Source organism: Actinomycetospora endophytica, assembly GCF_021026375.1.
GTDB lineage: Bacteria > Actinomycetota > Actinomycetes > Mycobacteriales > Pseudonocardiaceae > Actinomycetospora > Actinomycetospora endophytica.
On the sequence record NZ_JAJNDB010000001.1, the window covers coordinates 1636689 to 1654178 of the forward strand.

The window sequence follows — 17490 nt, forward strand, 5'->3', positions numbered from 1 at the left end:
CCTCCAGCCCTCGGGGGATGTCGTCGGTCCGGGCGGGGCCGACCCGAGAGGAGCACGAGATCGACGCGACGACGCAACCCGAAGCGCAGATCGCTACGGATTCGCGGGAGACCACAACCCGATACAGCGCCTGGATCGCTCCGATCGCGGGCGTCGGGTCCGTACTCGTGTGCCTGGTTCTCCAGGCCGCGATCAGCCGCCTGCGGGTCCCGTTCCCGACCTACGCGGGGACCGCCGTCGCCGCCACTGTCGGCGCCGTGGTCGTCGGGGTGCTCGTCTGGATCGCCGCGCGAGAGAGCCGTGCCCGGTCGGCGGTAGCGACCCTCGCCGTCCCCGGGCTGCTCGCCGCCCTGGTGACCCTCTGGCTCGGGATGCTGCTGCAGGGCACGCGCTACTACCTCGGCGGCATCTCGATCGACCAGAGCTTCCGGACGCAGGCGCTCGCCCGGTACGCCGCCACGTGGTCGCTGGCCGACATGAACTACCTCGGCCTGCCGTCCTACTACCCGGCCGGCTGGTTCTGGCTCGGCGGCCGCGCTGCAGACCTCGCCGGGGTCCCCGCGTGGGAGTTCTACAAGATCTGGGCGATCCTGACGCTGGCCGTCGCGGCCTGGGCGGCGTTCGCGGCGTGGCGTCTCGTCGTGACGCCGGGTCGGGCCGTGCTCGTCGCGACCGCCACCGCCGTCGTCGGGCTGGGCGTCTCGTCGGCCGAGCCCTACGCGTGGCTGCTCGTGGCGCCGATGCCGCCGATCGCCGTGATCGTCTGGCACGCGATCCGGGCCGACGAGACCCGGCTCCGCGGGCTCGCCCTGGCCGCGACCGGGGTGTACCTCGGCGTGGCCGCCATGACCTACTCGCTGCACGCGGGGTTCTTCGGGGTCTACGTCGTGCTCGCGGCGCTGATCCCGACACGGGGCCGGCCGGGGCGTCACCTGGTCCCGCGCATCACACGGGCCGCGGTCGTCGTCGTGATCGGCCTGGTGCTCGCCCTGGTGGTCTGGGCGCCCTTCGTGGTGGCCGCCCTCGCCGGTGGCGTGCCGCGCAGCGACGCTCAGCGGTACCTGCCCTACGACGGGGCGGTCTGGACCTTCCCGATGCTGCAGCCGTCGTCGATCGGGGCGATGTGCCTCGTCGGGCTGATCGGGATCGTGCTGGGGTGGACGGTGCACGAGCGGCTCGCCCGGCCCCTCGCGGTGCTGGTGCTGCTGGTCTACGCGTGGTTCGCGCTGACGCTGCCGGCGTTGCTGGTCGGGCAGACCACCCTCGCGTTCCGGCTCTCACCCGTCGTCGAGCTCGTCCTGGTGTGCGCGGGGGTGCTGACCGCGGTCGAGGCCGTGCTGTTCGCCCGCACCCGGTGGCCCGCGCTCGGAGGTCGGCTGCTGGCCCTGGGTGGGCTGCTGGCCGTCGTCGTGCTCGCGGCCTGCGCCCAGGGCGCGCTGTCGGCGGACGACGACACCGTCAAGGAGGCCTACTCCGACCCGTACCCGAGCACCGGTGCGCCGGCGGTCGGGGCGTTCGATCCGTCCCGGTCCGACTCGTGGGCGCCGCAGCTCGTCGGAGCGGTGCAGCAGGGGTCGGGTCGTCCGGCGTCGGACCTCGTCGTGCTCGGCGGCCCGACCCAGTTCTACGTCGACGCGCCCTTCCACGGCTTCCAGCAGTCCACGCCGCACTACGCGAACCCGCTCGCGCACTACGAGCAGCGCAACGACGCCGTGCGGCAGTGGTCCCGCGCGAGCGATCCGTCGGACCTGCTGCGGCGGTTGGACGCGTCCCCCTGGCCCGCGCCCCGGGCGTTCCTGTTCAGCCGGGGACCGGGCGGGTCGCTGACGACGAACATCGTCCACGACGTGTTCCCGCAGTACCCGAACGTCTCGTCCGAGACCGTGAGCTTCCCCGGCCGGCTGTTCGACTCGCCCGCGTTCGAGCGCCGGGACATCGGTCCGTGGACGGTGGTCGTCCGCCGCTGAGGTGGTCCGGCGTCACCGGACCGGTTCGACGAACACCCGCCGCGAGTCGGTCGGGTTCGCCGAGTTCGACGGATCGGGCCAGGACCCGTCGAGGCGGAAGCCCGGTCCGACCGGGCCCGGGGTGTCGAAGCCGCTGGTGACCAGCCAGGTGGCCGGTACCGGTGCGCGACGGTCGAGGTGGCGGTAGTTCCGGTCCAGCGCGTAGGAGAGCGTGATGAAAGCGTCGCCGACCAGGGCGTGATGCATCGCCCACCAAGCCGGCACCGACCAGCGCACCGAACGCGGTCGGCGGCAGCCCGCCCCGACACCGGATTCCCGCAGACCTCGCCGTGCGTACGACGACGGGCATCGCCGGCCTGGTCAGCATCGCAGCTTCCCCCATGACCAGGGGATCCTCCGAAGATTGCCGGGCTGGTCCGTGCGGCGCTCCGGTGACCACCGCATCGGATCCGCCCGTTTCACCCCAGAGTGTCAGACCTTCGAACTAGTGTGCGAAGCGTGGCGGTGATGGTGGGCGATGTCGTCGAGTCCGGTGCTGAGGAGCCCGGGCTCGATTGGGGCTGCCCGCCCGAGGAACGTGACGCCGGTGTGCCGCCGGAGTGCGCGGTGTTCCCGGAGGCGCTGCCGGACTGGATGCTGCGAGCGATGGATCCGGCCGAGGCGCCGGGGCAGTGGACCGAGGCCGGGCTGGCGGCGGCGTTCCGGGCGGAGAACCACGTCACCTGGCGGCGCTGGCGGTGGATCTGGGAGGCCTGGCGGGCCGCGGCGGACACCACCGAGCGGGTCGCGCAGCGGTCGCGGCCGGGGAAGGTCCCGGCCGCTGTTCTGGGCTGGTCGGAGCAGTTGGGGGCGGCGCGGATCGAGTTCGCCCGCCAGATCCTCGTCCGGTTGCCCGCGCTGGGGGAGGCGATGCGGGAGGGCTGGCTCGAGCAGGACAAGGCGTCGATCTTCGTGTCGACGGTGGCTGATCTGGATGACGCGCAGGCCCGGCTGGTGGTCGAGCGGCTGCTGGGTCGGGCTCCGACGTTGACCCATGCCCAGTTGCGGGCCCGTGTGGAGGCGACCGCGGCGGCGGTCGATCCGGGGTGGGCCGAGGCGCGTAAGGCGGCGGCGATCGCGCGGCGGCGGGTGTCGTTGCGGGTCTTGCCGTCGGGGTCGGCGGAGCTCTCGGGGGTGGATTTGCCGCCGGAGCCGGCGCAGGACGCCTACGACCGGATCGTGGCGCTCGGTGATGTGGTGCACGACCGGCTGCGGGCGGCGGGGCGGGACGCCGGGCACGGCGTGATCCGCTCCGAGGTGCTGCTGGTGCTGACCGGCCCGGATGGGGCCGGGCTGTGGGACGACGACGTCATCGAACTCGTGCTGGCCCGCTTCACCGACCCCGGCACCGGCCCCGACGGCGGCCCCGAGCCCGGCCCTGACGGCGGCCCTGCTCCTGGCACTCCGGACGGCGGCCCGGGGCCCGAGGGCGGCGACGCCGCACCTGACGAGGGTCCCGGCGGCGACCGGTCCGGCGGCGACCCTCTCGACGACGGAACCGACGCCCGGCTCGGAGATGACTCCGACGCCGCGGCCGAGGACGGTGACCGTCCCGACGCCGCGCCCGACCCCGGCGAGCCCGCACCCGACGGACGACCACCCGACGACGACGCCGGAAGCGGCGGCTCCGACGATCCCTGCCCCGCTCACGAGAACGATCTTGACGACGCGGCCCCCGTTGACGGCGCCGGCGGATCAGCGCCGCGGGCGGTGCCGTTCCGGGCGCGCACCGCGATCCGGCTCGGGCTGCGCACCGTGCTCGGCCTGGACCGTCGCCCCGGCGAGATCCCCGGCCAGGGCACGGTGTGCTGCTCCACCGCCCGCCAGTTGGCCTGGGACCGCACCGACACCACCTGGCGAGTCCACCTCTACGACGACCACGGCCACCTCGAGTACTTACTGACCGTGCGACCACCGAGCTGCGGGCCGCCCGGGGCCGGCGGCCGGCGACGACGCCACGTCGTCGAACTCACCGCCCACAGCGGCGAGGTCGACGACCTCGCCGCCGGGATCGGCCTCGACGGCGTCGGGGTCGGCGAGCTCATCGGCGCGGACGCGATCACCCTGCTCGACCGAACGGTCCGCGCGCTAACCGCAGCCCGCGCCCGCCCACCCGAGGAGCACCCGGCGGTCACCACCGCCGACGCCCACCGCCGCCGCCCCGGCGCCGAACTGGCCCGCTGGGTCGTGGCCCGCGACCGCACCTGCCGCGGCATCGGCTGCAACCACCAAGCCGTCGGCGCCGACCTGGACCACACCCTGGCCTGGGACGACGGCGGCCTGAGCACCGCTGATGACCTCGGCCCGCTCTGCCAGGGCGATCACCTGTTCAAACACGATCCCGACTCCGGCTGGACGGTCACCCAACCCGAAGCAGGCGTGTTCGTCTGGACCAGCCCGACCGGCACCCGCCACACCAGGATCCCGGAGCCCTACGACCCACTCCCCGACCCACTGGTCCCGACCGACGGCAGCCCCCACACCCTGCCCGCCGAGACCTGGGCACCCGCCCCGGGGACCCGGGACCCATTCACCCCGAAGCGGAACCGCCACGGGTACATCACCACCGCGGCCTTCAAGACGGCCGGCGCCATGGCCGCACGACACCGCCACCACCAAGGGAAGCCACCCAGCCGCTACGACCACGACCCCGACTTCTGATCCGAGCCCGCGCCTCGGGCGCGGGTTCAGGCTCGGGCGAGAGCCTCAGTCGAGCCCGAAGAGCCGGTGCCAGTTCCCGGCGTCGGTCAGTCGGGGCGCGGCCTCGCGCCAGCGAGCGGCGGCCTCGTCGCCCTCACGGACGAACCGCCACAGCACCCGCGCACCGTCGCGGCCGAGACGCTTGAACGCCTCCGGGTCGCGCTGGCGCACCCGCACGCCGCCCTGGCCGGCGTCGGTCACCGCGACCCGGTCGAACAGCGACACGTGCCACCAGTGGGCCTCGCCGGCGCCCACCGCCCCGACCGGGTGCGGCACCCGCCCGAGCGCCTGCTGCACGAAACGCTTGGCCATGACGAGCCCGGTCCGTGACGGCGTGCCGCCCGCCCGCACGATCGGCATCTCGCTCGGGCCGAGCCCGGGGGCGTCGTCGACCGGGTGCATGACGGTCTCGGGGTACGACGACCGCTCGCCCCGGATCCGCGCGGTCGCCGAGACCCCGCCGTCGTCGAGCACCGACGGCCCGACGAGGAAGTCCTCGACCGCCCGGATCAGCGTCGCGGCCAACCCGTAGTTCATCGACACGAGGTAGCGCCCGAGCAGGTCGCCGAGGGTCGCGGCGACGTGGCGCACCGGGAACCCGCTGTGCAGCGCCGACGTGATCATGGCGTTGCGCAGGTTGAAGTACCGGTGCCAGTCGTCCCAGTCCTTCCACGGGAAGTCGGCGTGCCAGAGGCCCGCCCCCGGGAGGGTCACCGTCGCGAACCCGTGAGCCCGCCCGCGGTAGCTGTATTCGACGTCGTCCCACTGGAAGAACAGCGGCAGCGGGTAGCCCATCGTCCGCGTGACCTCGACCGGGATCAGGCAGGACCACCAGCCGGTGTAGCCCGCGTCGACTCGCCGATCCTGGACGTTCTTCGTGCCGTCCGGGAAGTAGGAGGTCACGTCGGACTCGCCGACGGCACCCTCCGAGACATGGCCGTTGGTGAGGTTCTCGAGCACGGCGTACTCGGCGCCGGCGAGGACCTGGGTCGGGTGCAGCAGGTTGAGCATCTGCGCGCCGACGATCGTCGGGTGCGCCGTGTACTGCGCGAACGCCGCCAGCCGGATGACGACCTCGGGCTCGCAGCGGACGTCGTCGTCCATGAACAGCGCATCGGTGGGGACGTCGCCCGCGGCGCTGACGACCTCGTGCAGACCGCGGGTGAAGCCGCCGGAGCCGCCGAGGTTGGGCTGGCGCAGGTAGCGCAGGGTCGGGCCCATCGCCTCGCGCACCTCGGCGAAGGCCGGGCGGGACTCGACGGGGTCGGTGCCCTGGTCGACGACGATCACCTCGTCGACGACGCCGAGGACCTCCCGCTCGTCGGCGAGGGCCGCGAGGGTGGCGGCGCAGTCGTCGGCGCGGTTGTGGGTGCAGACGACGATGCTGGTGTGGCGCTGCTGCGCCGGGGCCTCGACCGTCCACCGCGCGTCGTGCAGGAGCAGTTCCGCGTCGTCGGTGACGATCTCGACCCACAGCCCGCCGCCGTCGAGAAAGCGGTCGAGCGTCGCCTCGAGCCGCAGGTCCTCGGTGCGCGCGTCGTGCACGGCGACCGTGCGGGGGACGCCGTTGGTGTCCGAGGCGCGCAGCATCACGCGGCCGGCCCCGCTGATCCGGCCCTCGAACCGCACCGAGCGCGCCGTCGTCCAGCGCTGCCAGTAGGAGGCGGGGAAGCGGCCGAAGTAGGTGTTCGTGCTGACCCGGCCGAACGCGCCGACCCGCACGTGGCGGCGACGCCGCTCGGCGTGGCCGGACAGCACCTCGACGTACATCTCGTCCGGGATCTCGGTCGACGGCCCGGTGAAGAGCCCTCGCTGCACCACGAGACGCCCGGGCGCCGCCGGCGTGCTGGAGGCGTCCGTCGTCATCGTCTGCACGTCGGTCACGGTCCGGCCCTCTCCCCCGATCGGCCGCGCCCACTGGTCGTCGGGCGCGTCGTCCTGCTCCCGCAGGGTAGGAGAACCGGTCGGGAGTGCGAGCACCGCGTCAGTTCGGGCGCGCCTCGTCAGCCGGGGTACGGGACGTCGGGGCGTCCACCTCGCGGGCACCGGTGAGCACGACGACGACCTGCTCGTGGTCGTGGGTGAACGCCTCGTAGACGTACTCGACGTCGTGGGTGGCGACATGCTCCCGCCAGGCCCGGTGCTCGCCGTCCTGCCAGCCCGGGTGGTTGAGGTACTCGTCGAATACCAGCACCGACCCCGGGTGCAGGCGCGGGCCGACGAGGTCCAGCACCGTCGCCGTGGAGGAGTACAGGTCGGCATCAAGGTGCAGCAGGTCCACCGGGCCCGGGTGGGCCTCGAGGAAACCGGGCAGCGTGTCCGAGAACCACCCGACGACGAGCTCGGCGCCCTCGACCTCCGGGACCGAGTCGACCGCGAAGGTGCCCGCGCGGAAGCCCGCCCGCCAGTCCTCGGGCAGGCCCTCGAAGGAGTCGAACCCGTACACCGCGCAGCCGCCCCGGTCCGCGGCGATGCGGGCCAGCGTCGCCCCGCTGTAGACCCCGAACTCCAGCGCCATCCCGCCCCGTGGCGCGAGCGAGAGCGCATGGTCGAGCGTCTCGGCCGGGGTACCGAACGTGCGCGCCCCGGCCATCGACTCGCGGACGAAGCGCGCGCTCGAGTCGACCGCGTCCCGCTCACCTGCGGCGAGGATGTCGCGGCGGTCCCGGACCTCCCGGGCGTGCATCCAGGACTGCAGCGACTCGCGAAGCTCGGCGAGGCCCGAGTCGACGCGGGCGCCGAGCTCGGCGAGGCGCTCGTCCTGCTCGCGGCGCAGTGCGTCGACGTGGCGCTCCAGCAGGGGATCCACGGCGTTGCCCACGGCTCCCCGGAACCGTGCCCGGAGGGCCTGCCGCAGTCCGGGCCCGCGTCGCAGTCGTGGCATGGCGGCCATCGAACCGTTCCGTTCGGCCTGCGTCGACCACGTCGTCCGGGCTGTGTCGACCATGCCCCATGAGGAGCGTGGCGGGTCGGTGGCCGGGGGTAAACGCAGGGCAAATTCCGGGCTGCCCGTACGGTGCCCACCATGAGGGCGAACGACGCTGGCGGACCGGCCGTCGCGGCGCGCCCCGTCGAGGCCGACCGCGAGGTGATCCGCTTCGCCGACCCGGCCGATCGCACCGAGGGCGCCGTCGACGTGCTGCTCGACGGGCGGCGGGTCTGGTCGTTCCGGCTGGAGTCCGCCGAGCTCGGCGCGGACGGCCGGCGGGTCGTCGCCTGGCCCGGCCCGATCGTCGCCTCGCTGCGGGGCTCGGCAGAGGTCGCCCTGCGCAGCGTCGCCGACGGCGGGCGGTGGGGGGCCTGTGAGGTCGAGTTCACCCCCGACGCCGGGCGTGTCTCGTTCGCCGACGAGTACGGCCGGGACCTGGTGGTCAACAAGTGGGACCGGGCCGGTCGCGTCCTCGCCGATCACGACGAGTCCATCGTCGGCCGCCTCCTCGACCACGCCGACGAGGTGCGCGCGCTGCTGGTCGATGAGCTGGGGCTCGACGTCTTCGTCACCGGCGGCACGCTGCTCGGCCCGATCCGCGACGGGCACCTGATCGAGCACGACGACGACGTCGACTTCGCCTGGATCAGCCGCCACACCCAGCCCGTGGAGGTCGCGCGGGAGGGGTTCGAGATCGGCCGGGCCCTGCGCCGGGCCGGCTTCGACGTGGTCCGCCACTCGCCGGGCCACCTGCAGATGCACTTCGAGTACCAGGGCCTGGCCGACCACTACGTCGACGTGTTCGCCGGGTGGTTCGCCGACGGCTGGTGGCACCAGGTCTTCTGCATTCGCCACCCGGCCGAGCGGGCGGACCTGCTGCCGCCGATCCCGCTGCAGGTGGAGGACCGCGAGGAGCCGGCGCCGCGTACACCCGAGATTCATCTCGAGGCCAACTACGGCCCGGGGTGGCGCGTGCCCGACCCGGCCTTCCGGTTCGACACCCCGCCGGAGACCCGCCGCCGCCTGGAGAACTGGTTCCCGGGCCTCAACGGCGGCCGCGACGACTGGGACGATCTCCTGCGCGCCGAGCGCCAGGACGGGATCGCGCCCGCGTCGGGCTTCACCCGCTGGGTCACCGACCGGATCGACCCCACGGCGCCGGTCGTCGACCTCGGCTGCGGCAACGGGACCGACGCCCGGGCGTTCGCAACGGCGGGTCACGAGACGCTCGCGGTCGACTTCGCCCGGGAGGCCCTCGCGGCGATCCCGGCGACGCCCGCGCTGCGGACCCGGGTGCTGAACCTCCACGACCCGCGCACCACGGTCGCGTTCGGCGCGGAGCTGGCCGGCCGGCGGGTGCCCTGGGCGGTTCTGGTCCGCCGGACCGTCGAGACCCTCGGCCCGAGCGGGCGGGACCACCTGTTCCGGCTGCTCTCGATGGTGCTGCGGTGCGGTGGGCGCGCCCTCCTCGAGGTCGGCGACGGCGCGGTGCCCGTCGAGGACCTGTGCGCCGAGGCGGGACGGCACGGCCTGCGGGCGTCGGACACGGCGCGCGACGAGCAGGAAGCGGTGACGAGGATGGTGATGACGTGGACGCCGCGCGGGTGAGGGCCGGTCTCGTGGGCCGCGTCCGGTCGGTGGTGACCCGCGGCCCGATCATGCGGGTCCGGCTGCTGACCGGCCGGGTGGTGACGCCCGAGGTCGCGGTGCTGCGGGACGAGCTCACCGAACTGCGGACCGCCCTCGACCGGCAGCGCGACGAGATCGCCGGACTGGGCCACGCCCTGGCGCGGGCCGAGGCCGAACGGGAGCAGTTGGCGGCTCGGGTCGACACCCTGGACGGCGACCTCGACGAGGCCCGCCGCCTGAACGTCCGGCTCGCGGAGCTCACCGACCTGGTCACCGAGGTCGTCCTCCCGCTGCACGACCGCGAGATCGACATCGAACGGCTGCGGCCGCACGACGCCGAGCCCCAGTGATCGGGCTCGTCCTGGCCGCCGGGGCGGGCCGCAGGCTCCGGCCGTACACCGACTCGGTCCCGAAGGCGCTCGTCCCGGTGGACGGGACGACGACGATCCTGGACATCTGCCTGCGCAACCTCGCGGCGGTGGGCCTACGCCACGTCGTCGTCGTGGTCGGCTACGCCCGGCAGGCCATCGAGATCCTCCGCCCGGAGCTGGAACTCAGGCACGGCGTCGACATCGAGCTCGTCGTCAACCCGCACGCCGAGGACCGCAACAACGCGTACTCGCTCTGGACCGCGCGGGAGCACCTCCACGACGGCGCCCTGCTCGTCAACGGCGACACCGTCCACCCGCCCACGGTCGAGGAGACGCTGCTCTCCCACCGCCACCCCGACGGGCCGGAGGTGCTCCTCGCGATGGACACCACCAAGTCCCTCGCCGAGGAGGAGATGAAGGTCGGGGTCGACGGCGAGGGCTACCTGGCCAGGATCACCAAGCTCATGCCCCCGGCCGAGGCGGCGGGCGAGTACATCGGCGTGTCCCTGATCGAGCCCGCCGCGGCCGCGCCGCTCGCGGACGCGCTGCAGGCGACGTGGGAGCGCGACCACGGCCTCTACTACGAGGACGGCTACCAGGAGTACGCCGACCGGGGTCGGCTCGTCCGGCCGGTCCCGCTCGGCCCGACGACGTGGGTCGAGGTCGACGACCACACCGACCTCGCGCGGGCACGGGACGTCGCGTGCCGCTGCTGAGCCGAATCCTCCTGGGTCCGCTCGAGGTCGACATCCGGCCCGGAGCCGTCGACGGTCTGGCCCGCCTGCTGGCCGACCAGCGCATCAGCGGTGGGGGACAGGTCGCCGTCGCCGTCGGTCCCGGGCTCGGCGAGGAGATCGCCTCGCGGCTCGCCGACACCCTCGCCACCGCGTCGGTCTTCGGGGTCGACGGGGGCTCGGTGGACGAGGCGGTGCGGCTGCAGGACACGATCCGCGCCTCCGGGCGCGGGTTCGACGCCCTCGTCGGCATCGGCGGCGGCCGCACTCTCGACGTCACGAAGTACGCCGCCACCCGGCTCGGACTGCCGATGGTCTCGGTGGCCACGAACCTCGCCCACGACGGCGTGTGCTCCCCGGTGTCGTCGCTGGAGACCGAGATCGGCAAGGAGTCGTTCGGGGTCACGATGCCGATCGCGGCCGTCGTCGACCTCGACTACGTGCGGCGCGCACCCGTCGAGATGGTGCGCTCGGGGGTGGGCGACGTCGTCAGCAACCTCTCGGCGATCGCCGACTGGGAGCTGGCGGGGCGCGAGCGCGGCGAGCGGGTGGACGGGCTCGCGGTGTCGTTCGCGCGGATGGCAGCCGAGTCGGTGCTGCACCATCACGGTCACGTCGACGACCCGGAGTTCCTCGTCGTGCTGGCGGAGGCCCTCGTCCTGTCCGGGATCGCGATGACGGCGGCCGGGTCGAGCCGGCCCTGCAGCGGCGGCGACCACGAGATCCTGCACGCGGTGGACCGGCTCTACCCCGGGACCGGCCAGCACGGCGAGCTGGCGGGGCTCGGCGCCCTGTTCGCCACGTCGCTGCGGGTCGACGGCGACCGGGCCTTCGCCGACCTGGACGCGTGCCTGCGCCACCACGACCTGCCCCGCCGGCCCGGCGACCTCGGCCTGACCTCCGCGCAGTTCGCCGAGGCGGTCCGCGTCGCGCCGGCGACCCGGCCGGACCGCTACACCGTGCTCGAGCACCTCGCGCTCGACCGCCCCGCGATCGACCGGGCCATCGAGGCGTGCGCGGACCGAGCTGCCTCGGCCAGGTGCCACAGCGGCTCTTGAGCCGATCGGCCGATCCTGGTGGGATTCGGACATGCTGGAGGCGCACCGGGCCACGTCCTTCCGTTCCCGGTGGGAGGTCCGCGAGGACGACGCCCCGTTGATCGTGCTGGAGAAGAAGGGGTGGCGTTCCGGGGTCGAGTACACCCTCGACGGCACCGCCTACGAGGTCCGCTCCACCTGGACCGGCGGGCAGTACACGCTGACCAGCGGCGACTCCGAGCTCGCCCAGGCGCAGCGGATCGGCCGCAAGCACTGGACGGTGACGACCCCGGAGGGCGAGTACCACTTCCGGCGCCGCTCGATCTGGAAGGCCGACCAGGAGTGGGTCGCCTCCCCGGACGCCCCGTCGGCGCTGGGCGGCATCCGCCGGACCGGGACCTGGCGCGGCGACGCCGAGGCCCGGCTGCCGGGGATGCCCACCCCGCACGCGGTGTTCGTCCTCGCCGTCGTGCTGCTCATGTGGGAGCAGGCTGCCGCCGCGGCGACGGGTGCCTCGGTGTCGAGCTGAGCACCGGCGGCACCACCGCCGCGAGCGTCGTCCACCCGACGGCGAGCACGACCATCGTGGCGACGCCGACCGGCGGGTAGATGTGGCTGGTCAGGAACGACCAGCCGCCGCCGACCACGAGCACCGTCCCGACGACGGCGGCGGTGCGCGCCACCAGACCCCGGGTCACGACGACCGCGGTCACGCCGCCGATCACCGCCGTCGCGAGGTACGCGTAGGTGCCCGGCATCCCGATCCGGTCGGCCATCCCGAACAGCGCGGACACCCAGGGCCCCGGCCCGACGACGACGGTCTCCTGACCGGCACCGATACCCGCCAGGACGTCGAGCGCGGTGTAGCTGCACGCGTAGACGAACCCCAGGACGACGACCACCGTCTCCAGCACCCGACCGCGCCCGCGCACGACCGCCCACGGCCCGAGCGCCAGCAGCGGGAACAGGAACAGCCCGATCAGGTGCAGGTCACGCCACCAGGGCGCCGACTCCGGCGTGAGCATCGTCGGGTGGGTCGTCCCCAGGCCCGCGAGCAGCAGCGGGGGGAGCGCGGCGGCGAGGAGGGCGGCCGGGCGGGGCATGTCGAGGTCCTCTCCTGAGCTGTCACATCACCGTGACGCGCCGGTGATCACCTGTTCGTGTCCGGCTCGCGGGTTAACTGATTGCTCTTTATGGGCGAACTCTCAGTGACAGGTCGAACGACCGGACCGGGGGGGCGGACATGACGGGCAGAACGGACGACGTCGGGCGCGGCGACCATGGTCGCAGAGCGGCCGTCGCGGTGGCGCTGGGTGTGATCGCGCTCGTGGTCGCGGCGCTCGTCACCGGGGTCGGACCCGGGCGCGCCGACGCCGCCGTCGTCACCGGACGGATCGCGAACACCGCGGGCGGCTGCCTGGAGAACGCGAACAACGCGGCGACCGCGAACAACCCGCAGCAGCTCAACAACTGCGGGACGGGCGCCGGGCAGCAGTGGTCCCGCTACGCGGACGGCACCCTGCGCGTCCAGGGTCTGTGCGCGGACCTGGCCGGCGGTTCCACCGCGGCGAACACCCGCGTCCTGCTGGCCGCCTGCTCGACGACGTCGACCTCACAGCGCTGGACGCTCTACGCCGCCGGGTACGTGCAGAACCAGAAGTCCGGGACGTGCATGGCCCCGGTGAACAACCAGATCTACGCCAAGGTCGCCGTCGTCGTCGCGACCTGTGCGAACGTGAACGCGCAGAAGTGGACGCTGCCGGCGGCCTCGACCACGACCACGCCGGCCCCGACCACGACCCCGAAGCCCACCACCGTCCCGCCCACCACGACGCCGAAGCCGACGACGGTGGCTCCGACGACCACGCCGAAGCCCACCACCACGGCGCCGCCCACGACGACGCCGAAGCCGACGACGACCGTGCCCCCGACGACGACCACGAGTCCCATGCCGACACAGACCGCACAGACCTGGACCTCGGACTTCACCGGTTCCGGGTTCGGCAAGTTCGACGACACCCCGTGGAACAACGTCGGGGCGAGCGCCCCGGTGATCGTCAGCTCGCCGGTGACCGCGGGCGCGAAGTCCGCCCAGTTCACGATGCCCGCCGGTGGCACGCGCACCGAGGTCGTGCCGACCACCGCCGAGTTCACCGAGGGCCAGGAGCGCTGGTTCCGCTTCTCGTTCTACCTGCCGCCGAGCTTCCCCACGCAGGTCACGTCGTGGCAGGTGATCACCCAGTGGAAGAACGACGGTGACGGCTCGCCGCCGCTCGAGGTCACCGTCGGGAACGGGAACCTCAAGCTCGAGGGCGGGTACGGCTACCCCGGCACCCCGAAGACGTTCAGCCAGGTGATCGGCCCGGCGGCCACGGGCAAGCGGACCGACCTGATCGTCCACGTCGTCTTCTCGCGTGACCCGTCCCGCGGCACCGTCGACGTCTGGCGCGACGGCACCCAGGCGATCTCGGGCTACAAGCCGGCGGGCGGGACGCTCTACCCGACGAGTGCCGCCTCGACCGACACCCTGATCTCCTACTGGAAGATGGGGATCTACCGCGACTCGGCCATCACGCAGCCGGCCCAGTACACGATCGAGAGCGCGAAGGTGGGGAACACCCAGGCGCAGGTCGCGAACTGACGGATTGGGCACAATCGATCACAATGCGTCGCTATTGGTCTAGGAATCTCGCTGAACGTCACGATTTTCGCCCGATCGGCCTATCAGATCGGCTAATGCCGACGCTGATCGTCACGACTCCCCTCACGGAGCGCAGCGCGTGAGGGGGAGTCATGGCGGACGGGGTGCAGTCGTGTCGGTCGGGGGGCCGTCGTCGGGCGGGGGCGTCGTTCGTCGCCATCCTGGGGGCGCTGGCGCTGCTGGCCGGGGTCCTCGCGGGCGCCATAGGCGGCGCCGGTGAGGCCGAGGCGGCGACGGTGACCGGCACGATCGCCGACAAGGGCGGCGGCTGCCTGGAGAACGCCAACAACTCGACGGCGAACAACAACCCGCAGCAGCTCAACTACTGCGGCACGAACCTCGGTCAACAGTGGTCGCGCTATGCCGACGGCACGATCCGCGTCCAGGGCCGCTGCATCGACACCCTCAACGGGGCGACCGCGAACGGCACCCGCGTCGTGCTCGTCGTGTGCTCGACGACCTCGACCTCCCAGCGCTGGACGATCGCCGCGACCGGCGTGATCACGAATCAGAAGTCGAAGACCTGTCTCGCGCCGCTGAACAACCAGATCTACGCCAAGGTCGTCGTCACGATCTCCACCTGCGCGAACACGAACGCGCAGAAGTGGACGGTGCCTGCGGTGTCCACGACGACCACCACGACGACACCACCGCCCACCACCACGACGACGGTGCCGCCGACGACGACCACGACGGTGCCCCCGACGACCGTGCCGCCGACCACCACGACGACCGTGGTGCCGCCGACCACGACGACGACGGTGCCGCCGACCACCACGGACCCGACCACCACTACGGACCCGACGACGACCACGGTGCCGCCGACCACGACGACGGACCCGACGACCACGACCGTCGTGCCCCCGACGACCACGACGACGGTGCTGCCCACCACGACCACGACGGTGCCGCCGACGACCACCACCACGACCCCGCCGCCGAACCAGACCGCGCAGTCCTGGGACTCGGCCTTCACCGCGTCCGGGTTCGGGAAGTTCGACGACACCCCCTGGAACAACGTGGGCGCGAGCGCCCCCGTGATCGTCAACTCGCCGGTGACCGCCGGCGCGAAGTCCGCGCAGTTCACGATGCCCGCGAAGGGCACGCGCACCGAGATCGTCCCGACGACGGCCGAGTTCAGCGAGGGCCAGGACCGCTGGTTCCGGTTCTCGTTCTCCCTGCCGGCGAACTTCCCGACCACGGTGACGACCTGGCAGGTGATCACCCAGTGGAAGAACGACGGTGACGGCTCACCGCCGCTGGAGATCACGGTCGGCAAGGGCAACCTCAACCTCGAGGGCGGCTACGGCTACCCCGGGACCCCGAAGACGTTCGCCCAGACCCTCGCCCCGGCGACGACCGGTCAGCGCATCGACCTGATCCTGCACGTCTTCTTCTCGAAGGACCCGACGAAGGGCACCGTGGACATCTGGAAGAACGGCACGCAGGTGCTCTCGGGGTACAAGCCGGCCGGCGGGACGCTCTACCCGACGACGGCGGCCGCCACGGCGACCTCGGACTCCTACTGGAAGATGGGGATCTACCGCGACAACACGATCACCCAGCAGGCGCAGTACACGATCGAGAGTGCGAAGGTCGGGAACACCCAGGCGCAGGTCTCCTAGGTGCGCTCCGCGCCCGTGAGCACAAATTGACGCCAGAGCATCAATTTCTGCTCACGAGCGCGTCAGCGCACCTACGCGGTGGGGAGCTTCTGGAGGGCGGCGCCGAGGGAGCGCTCGGCGTCGTCGGCGAGGCCCTTCAGCGCGGGCAGCATCAGCGGGGTGGCGAGCTTCGCGGCGCCGTGGAAGGTGAACGTGGCGGTGTAGCTCACCGTGGTGCCACCCCCGTCGGCGCCGGTGAACGTCATCTCGTCCTCGCTGGTCACCGTCTTGTTCCGGCCGACGATCCGCAGCCGCGTGGGCTCGTCCGCCTCGAGGGTGTAGGTCAGCGTGGTCTGCCGGCCGCGGAACTCGGAGACGTTCGTCCACTGCTTGCCGACGGTGACCGGGGCCGAGGGGTCGACCGGCTCGCAGGTGATCGTGCCGGCGTCCCACTCGGGTGCGTTGCCGAAGTCCCGCAGGTAGGCCCGGACCACGTCGAGCGGGGCGGGTGTGGTCACGGTCCGGGTCACGGTCGGCATGCCCCCGGCATACCCGTCCGGGCTCCCGGCTACCGTTTTCCTCCATGAGCGAGCCTGACCTGGTCATCGTGGGCTCGGGCTTCTTCGGCCTGACGATCGCCGAGCGCGCCGCGACGCAACTGGACAAGCGCGTCCTCGTCGTCGAGCGCCGCTCCCACCTCGGGGGCAACGCCTACTCGGAGCCGGACCCCGAGACCGGGATCGAGGTGCACCGCTACGGCGCGCACCTGTTCCACACCTCGAACGAGCGGGTCTGGGAGTACGTCAACCGCTTCACCGACTTCACCGGCTACCAGCACCGCGTCTTCACGATCTTCCAGGGCCGCGTGTACCCGATGCCGGTGAACCTCGCGACGATCTGCGAGTACGCCGGGAAGGCGATGTCGCCCGACGAGGCGCGGGCGTGGGTCGCGGAGCACGCCGCCGAGATCGACGTGGACGAGGCCGAGAACTTCGAGGAGAAGGGCGTCGCGCTCGTCGGCCGCCCGCTCTACGAGGCGTTCTTCGCGGGCTACACCGCCAAGCAGTGGCAGACCGACCCGAAGAACCTGCCCGCCTCGATCGTCTCGCGGCTGCCGGTGCGCTACACCTTCGACAACCGGTACTTCAGCGACACCCACGAGGGGCTGCCGGTCGACGGCTACACCGCCTGGCTGCAGCGGATGGCCGACCACCCGAACATCGAGGTCCGGACGGACACCGACTGGTTCGACATCCGGGACCAGCTCCCGGCCGACGTCCCGACGGTCTACACCGGCCCGCTCGACCGCTACTTCGACTTCTGCGAGGGCGAGCTCGGCTGGCGCACGCTGGACTTCGAGTCCGAGGTCGTCACGACGACGGGTGATTTCCAGGGCACCCCGGTCATGAACTACGCCGACCGCGACGTCCCGTTCACCCGCATCCACGAGTTCCGGCACTTCCACCCGGAGCGGAAGAACTACCCGACGGACAAGACGGTGATCGTCCGGGAGTACTCGCGGTTCGCGGAGTCCGGCGACGAGCCGTACTACCCGATCAACACCCCCGAGGACCGCGCCAAGCTGGAGCGCTACCGCGAGCTCGCCCGCAAGGAGGCGACCAACCGGAAGGTGCTCTTCGGCGGCCGGCTCGGGACCTACAAGTACCTCGACATGCACATGGCGATCGGGTCGGCGCTGACGATGTTCGACAACCGCATCGCCCCGTGGTTCACCGAGGGCGCCGACTTCGACGGCGCCGATCCCCTCGAGGGCTGACC

15 protein-coding genes are annotated in these 17490 nt (G+C 72.6%); 10 read left to right on the plus strand and 5 right to left on the minus strand.

What is annotated here, in order from left to right:
- Positions 1-17 precede the first annotated feature (17 nt).
- Positions 18-1967, plus strand: coding sequence for an arabinofuranosyltransferase (locus LQ327_RS07955; protein ID WP_269069202.1), 1950 nt, complete (start codon positions 18-20; stop codon positions 1965-1967).
- Positions 1968-1979: 12 nt separating this feature from the next.
- Here LQ327_RS07955 and LQ327_RS07960 read toward each other — a convergent pair whose 3' ends face one another.
- Entirely contained in the window at positions 1980-2213 is a 234-nt protein-coding gene (locus LQ327_RS07960; RefSeq protein ID WP_230731283.1) for a hypothetical protein, read from the minus strand.
- Positions 2214-2474: 261 nt separating this feature from the next.
- On the opposite strand from LQ327_RS07960, the gene LQ327_RS07965 reads away from it, so the two are divergent.
- On the plus strand, positions 2475-4667 hold the full coding sequence (locus tag LQ327_RS07965; protein WP_230733172.1) for an HNH endonuclease signature motif containing protein: 2193 nt from the start codon (positions 2475-2477) through the stop codon (positions 4665-4667).
- Between the two features lie 45 nt (positions 4668-4712).
- Here the strand turns inward: LQ327_RS07965 and LQ327_RS07970 are convergent, their stop codons facing one another.
- A complete protein-coding gene (locus tag LQ327_RS07970; RefSeq protein WP_230731287.1) occupies positions 4713-6590 on the minus strand; it encodes a glycosyltransferase in 1878 nt (625 codons plus the stop codon).
- Positions 6591-6690: 100 nt separating this feature from the next.
- On the minus strand, positions 6691-7590 hold the full coding sequence (locus LQ327_RS07975) for a class I SAM-dependent methyltransferase (RefSeq protein WP_230731288.1): 900 nt from the start codon (positions 7588-7590) through the stop codon (positions 6691-6693).
- A gap of 141 nt (positions 7591-7731) precedes the next feature.
- On the opposite strand from LQ327_RS07975, the gene LQ327_RS07980 reads away from it, so the two are divergent.
- Genes LQ327_RS07980 through LQ327_RS08000 form a run of 5 tightly spaced genes read left to right on the plus strand, consistent with a single transcriptional unit; the run spans position 7732 to position 11935 of the window.
- Complete coding sequence (locus LQ327_RS07980; RefSeq protein WP_230731290.1) at positions 7732-9243, plus strand: class I SAM-dependent methyltransferase; 1512 nt, start codon at positions 7732-7734, stop codon at positions 9241-9243.
- Positions 9225-9614 (plus strand): DUF6752 domain-containing protein, encoded by a 390-nt coding sequence (locus LQ327_RS07985; RefSeq protein ID WP_230731292.1) that lies wholly within the window; start codon positions 9225-9227, stop codon positions 9612-9614. Before LQ327_RS07980 ends, LQ327_RS07985 begins: the two co-directional genes overlap by 19 nt.
- Positions 9611-10351: a phosphocholine cytidylyltransferase family protein gene (locus LQ327_RS07990; protein WP_230731294.1), complete on the plus strand. Its 741-nt coding sequence runs from the start codon at positions 9611-9613 to the stop codon at positions 10349-10351. Before LQ327_RS07985 ends, LQ327_RS07990 begins: the two co-directional genes overlap by 4 nt.
- Positions 10339-11427: an iron-containing alcohol dehydrogenase family protein gene (locus LQ327_RS07995; RefSeq protein ID WP_230731296.1), complete on the plus strand. Its 1089-nt coding sequence runs from the start codon at positions 10339-10341 to the stop codon at positions 11425-11427. Before LQ327_RS07990 ends, LQ327_RS07995 begins: the two co-directional genes overlap by 13 nt.
- A 31-nt stretch (positions 11428-11458) precedes the next feature.
- Complete coding sequence (locus LQ327_RS08000; RefSeq protein WP_230731299.1) at positions 11459-11935, plus strand: hypothetical protein; 477 nt, start codon at positions 11459-11461, stop codon at positions 11933-11935.
- On the opposite strand, the gene LQ327_RS08005 is transcribed toward LQ327_RS08000, so the two are convergent.
- Entirely contained in the window at positions 11883-12509 is a 627-nt protein-coding gene (locus LQ327_RS08005; RefSeq protein WP_230731302.1) for a hypothetical protein, read from the minus strand. The genes LQ327_RS08000 and LQ327_RS08005 overlap by 53 nt on opposite strands.
- 140 nt (positions 12510-12649) lie before the next feature.
- On the opposite strand from LQ327_RS08005, the gene LQ327_RS08010 reads away from it, so the two are divergent.
- Together LQ327_RS08010 and LQ327_RS08015 are read left to right on the plus strand one after the other, a co-directional pair.
- Positions 12650-14047: a heparin lyase I family protein gene (locus LQ327_RS08010; protein ID WP_230731306.1), complete on the plus strand. Its 1398-nt coding sequence runs from the start codon at positions 12650-12652 to the stop codon at positions 14045-14047.
- Between the two features lie 152 nt (positions 14048-14199).
- Positions 14200-15732, plus strand: a complete 1533-nt coding sequence (locus tag LQ327_RS08015) for a heparin lyase I family protein (RefSeq protein WP_230731314.1) — start codon at positions 14200-14202, stop codon at positions 15730-15732.
- A 71-nt stretch (positions 15733-15803) separates the two neighbouring features.
- On the opposite strand, the gene LQ327_RS08020 is transcribed toward LQ327_RS08015, so the two are convergent.
- The gene (locus LQ327_RS08020) at positions 15804-16250 is read right to left on the minus strand and encodes an SRPBCC family protein (protein WP_230731317.1); all 447 of its coding nucleotides are present in this window, start codon (positions 16248-16250) and stop codon (positions 15804-15806) included.
- A 44-nt stretch (positions 16251-16294) separates the two neighbouring features.
- Here LQ327_RS08020 and glf point away from each other — a divergent pair, with 44 nt between their 5' ends.
- The gene (gene glf, locus LQ327_RS08025; protein WP_230731326.1) at positions 16295-17488 is read left to right on the plus strand and encodes a UDP-galactopyranose mutase; all 1194 of its coding nucleotides are present in this window, start codon (positions 16295-16297) and stop codon (positions 17486-17488) included.
- Positions 17489-17490 lie beyond the last annotated feature (2 nt).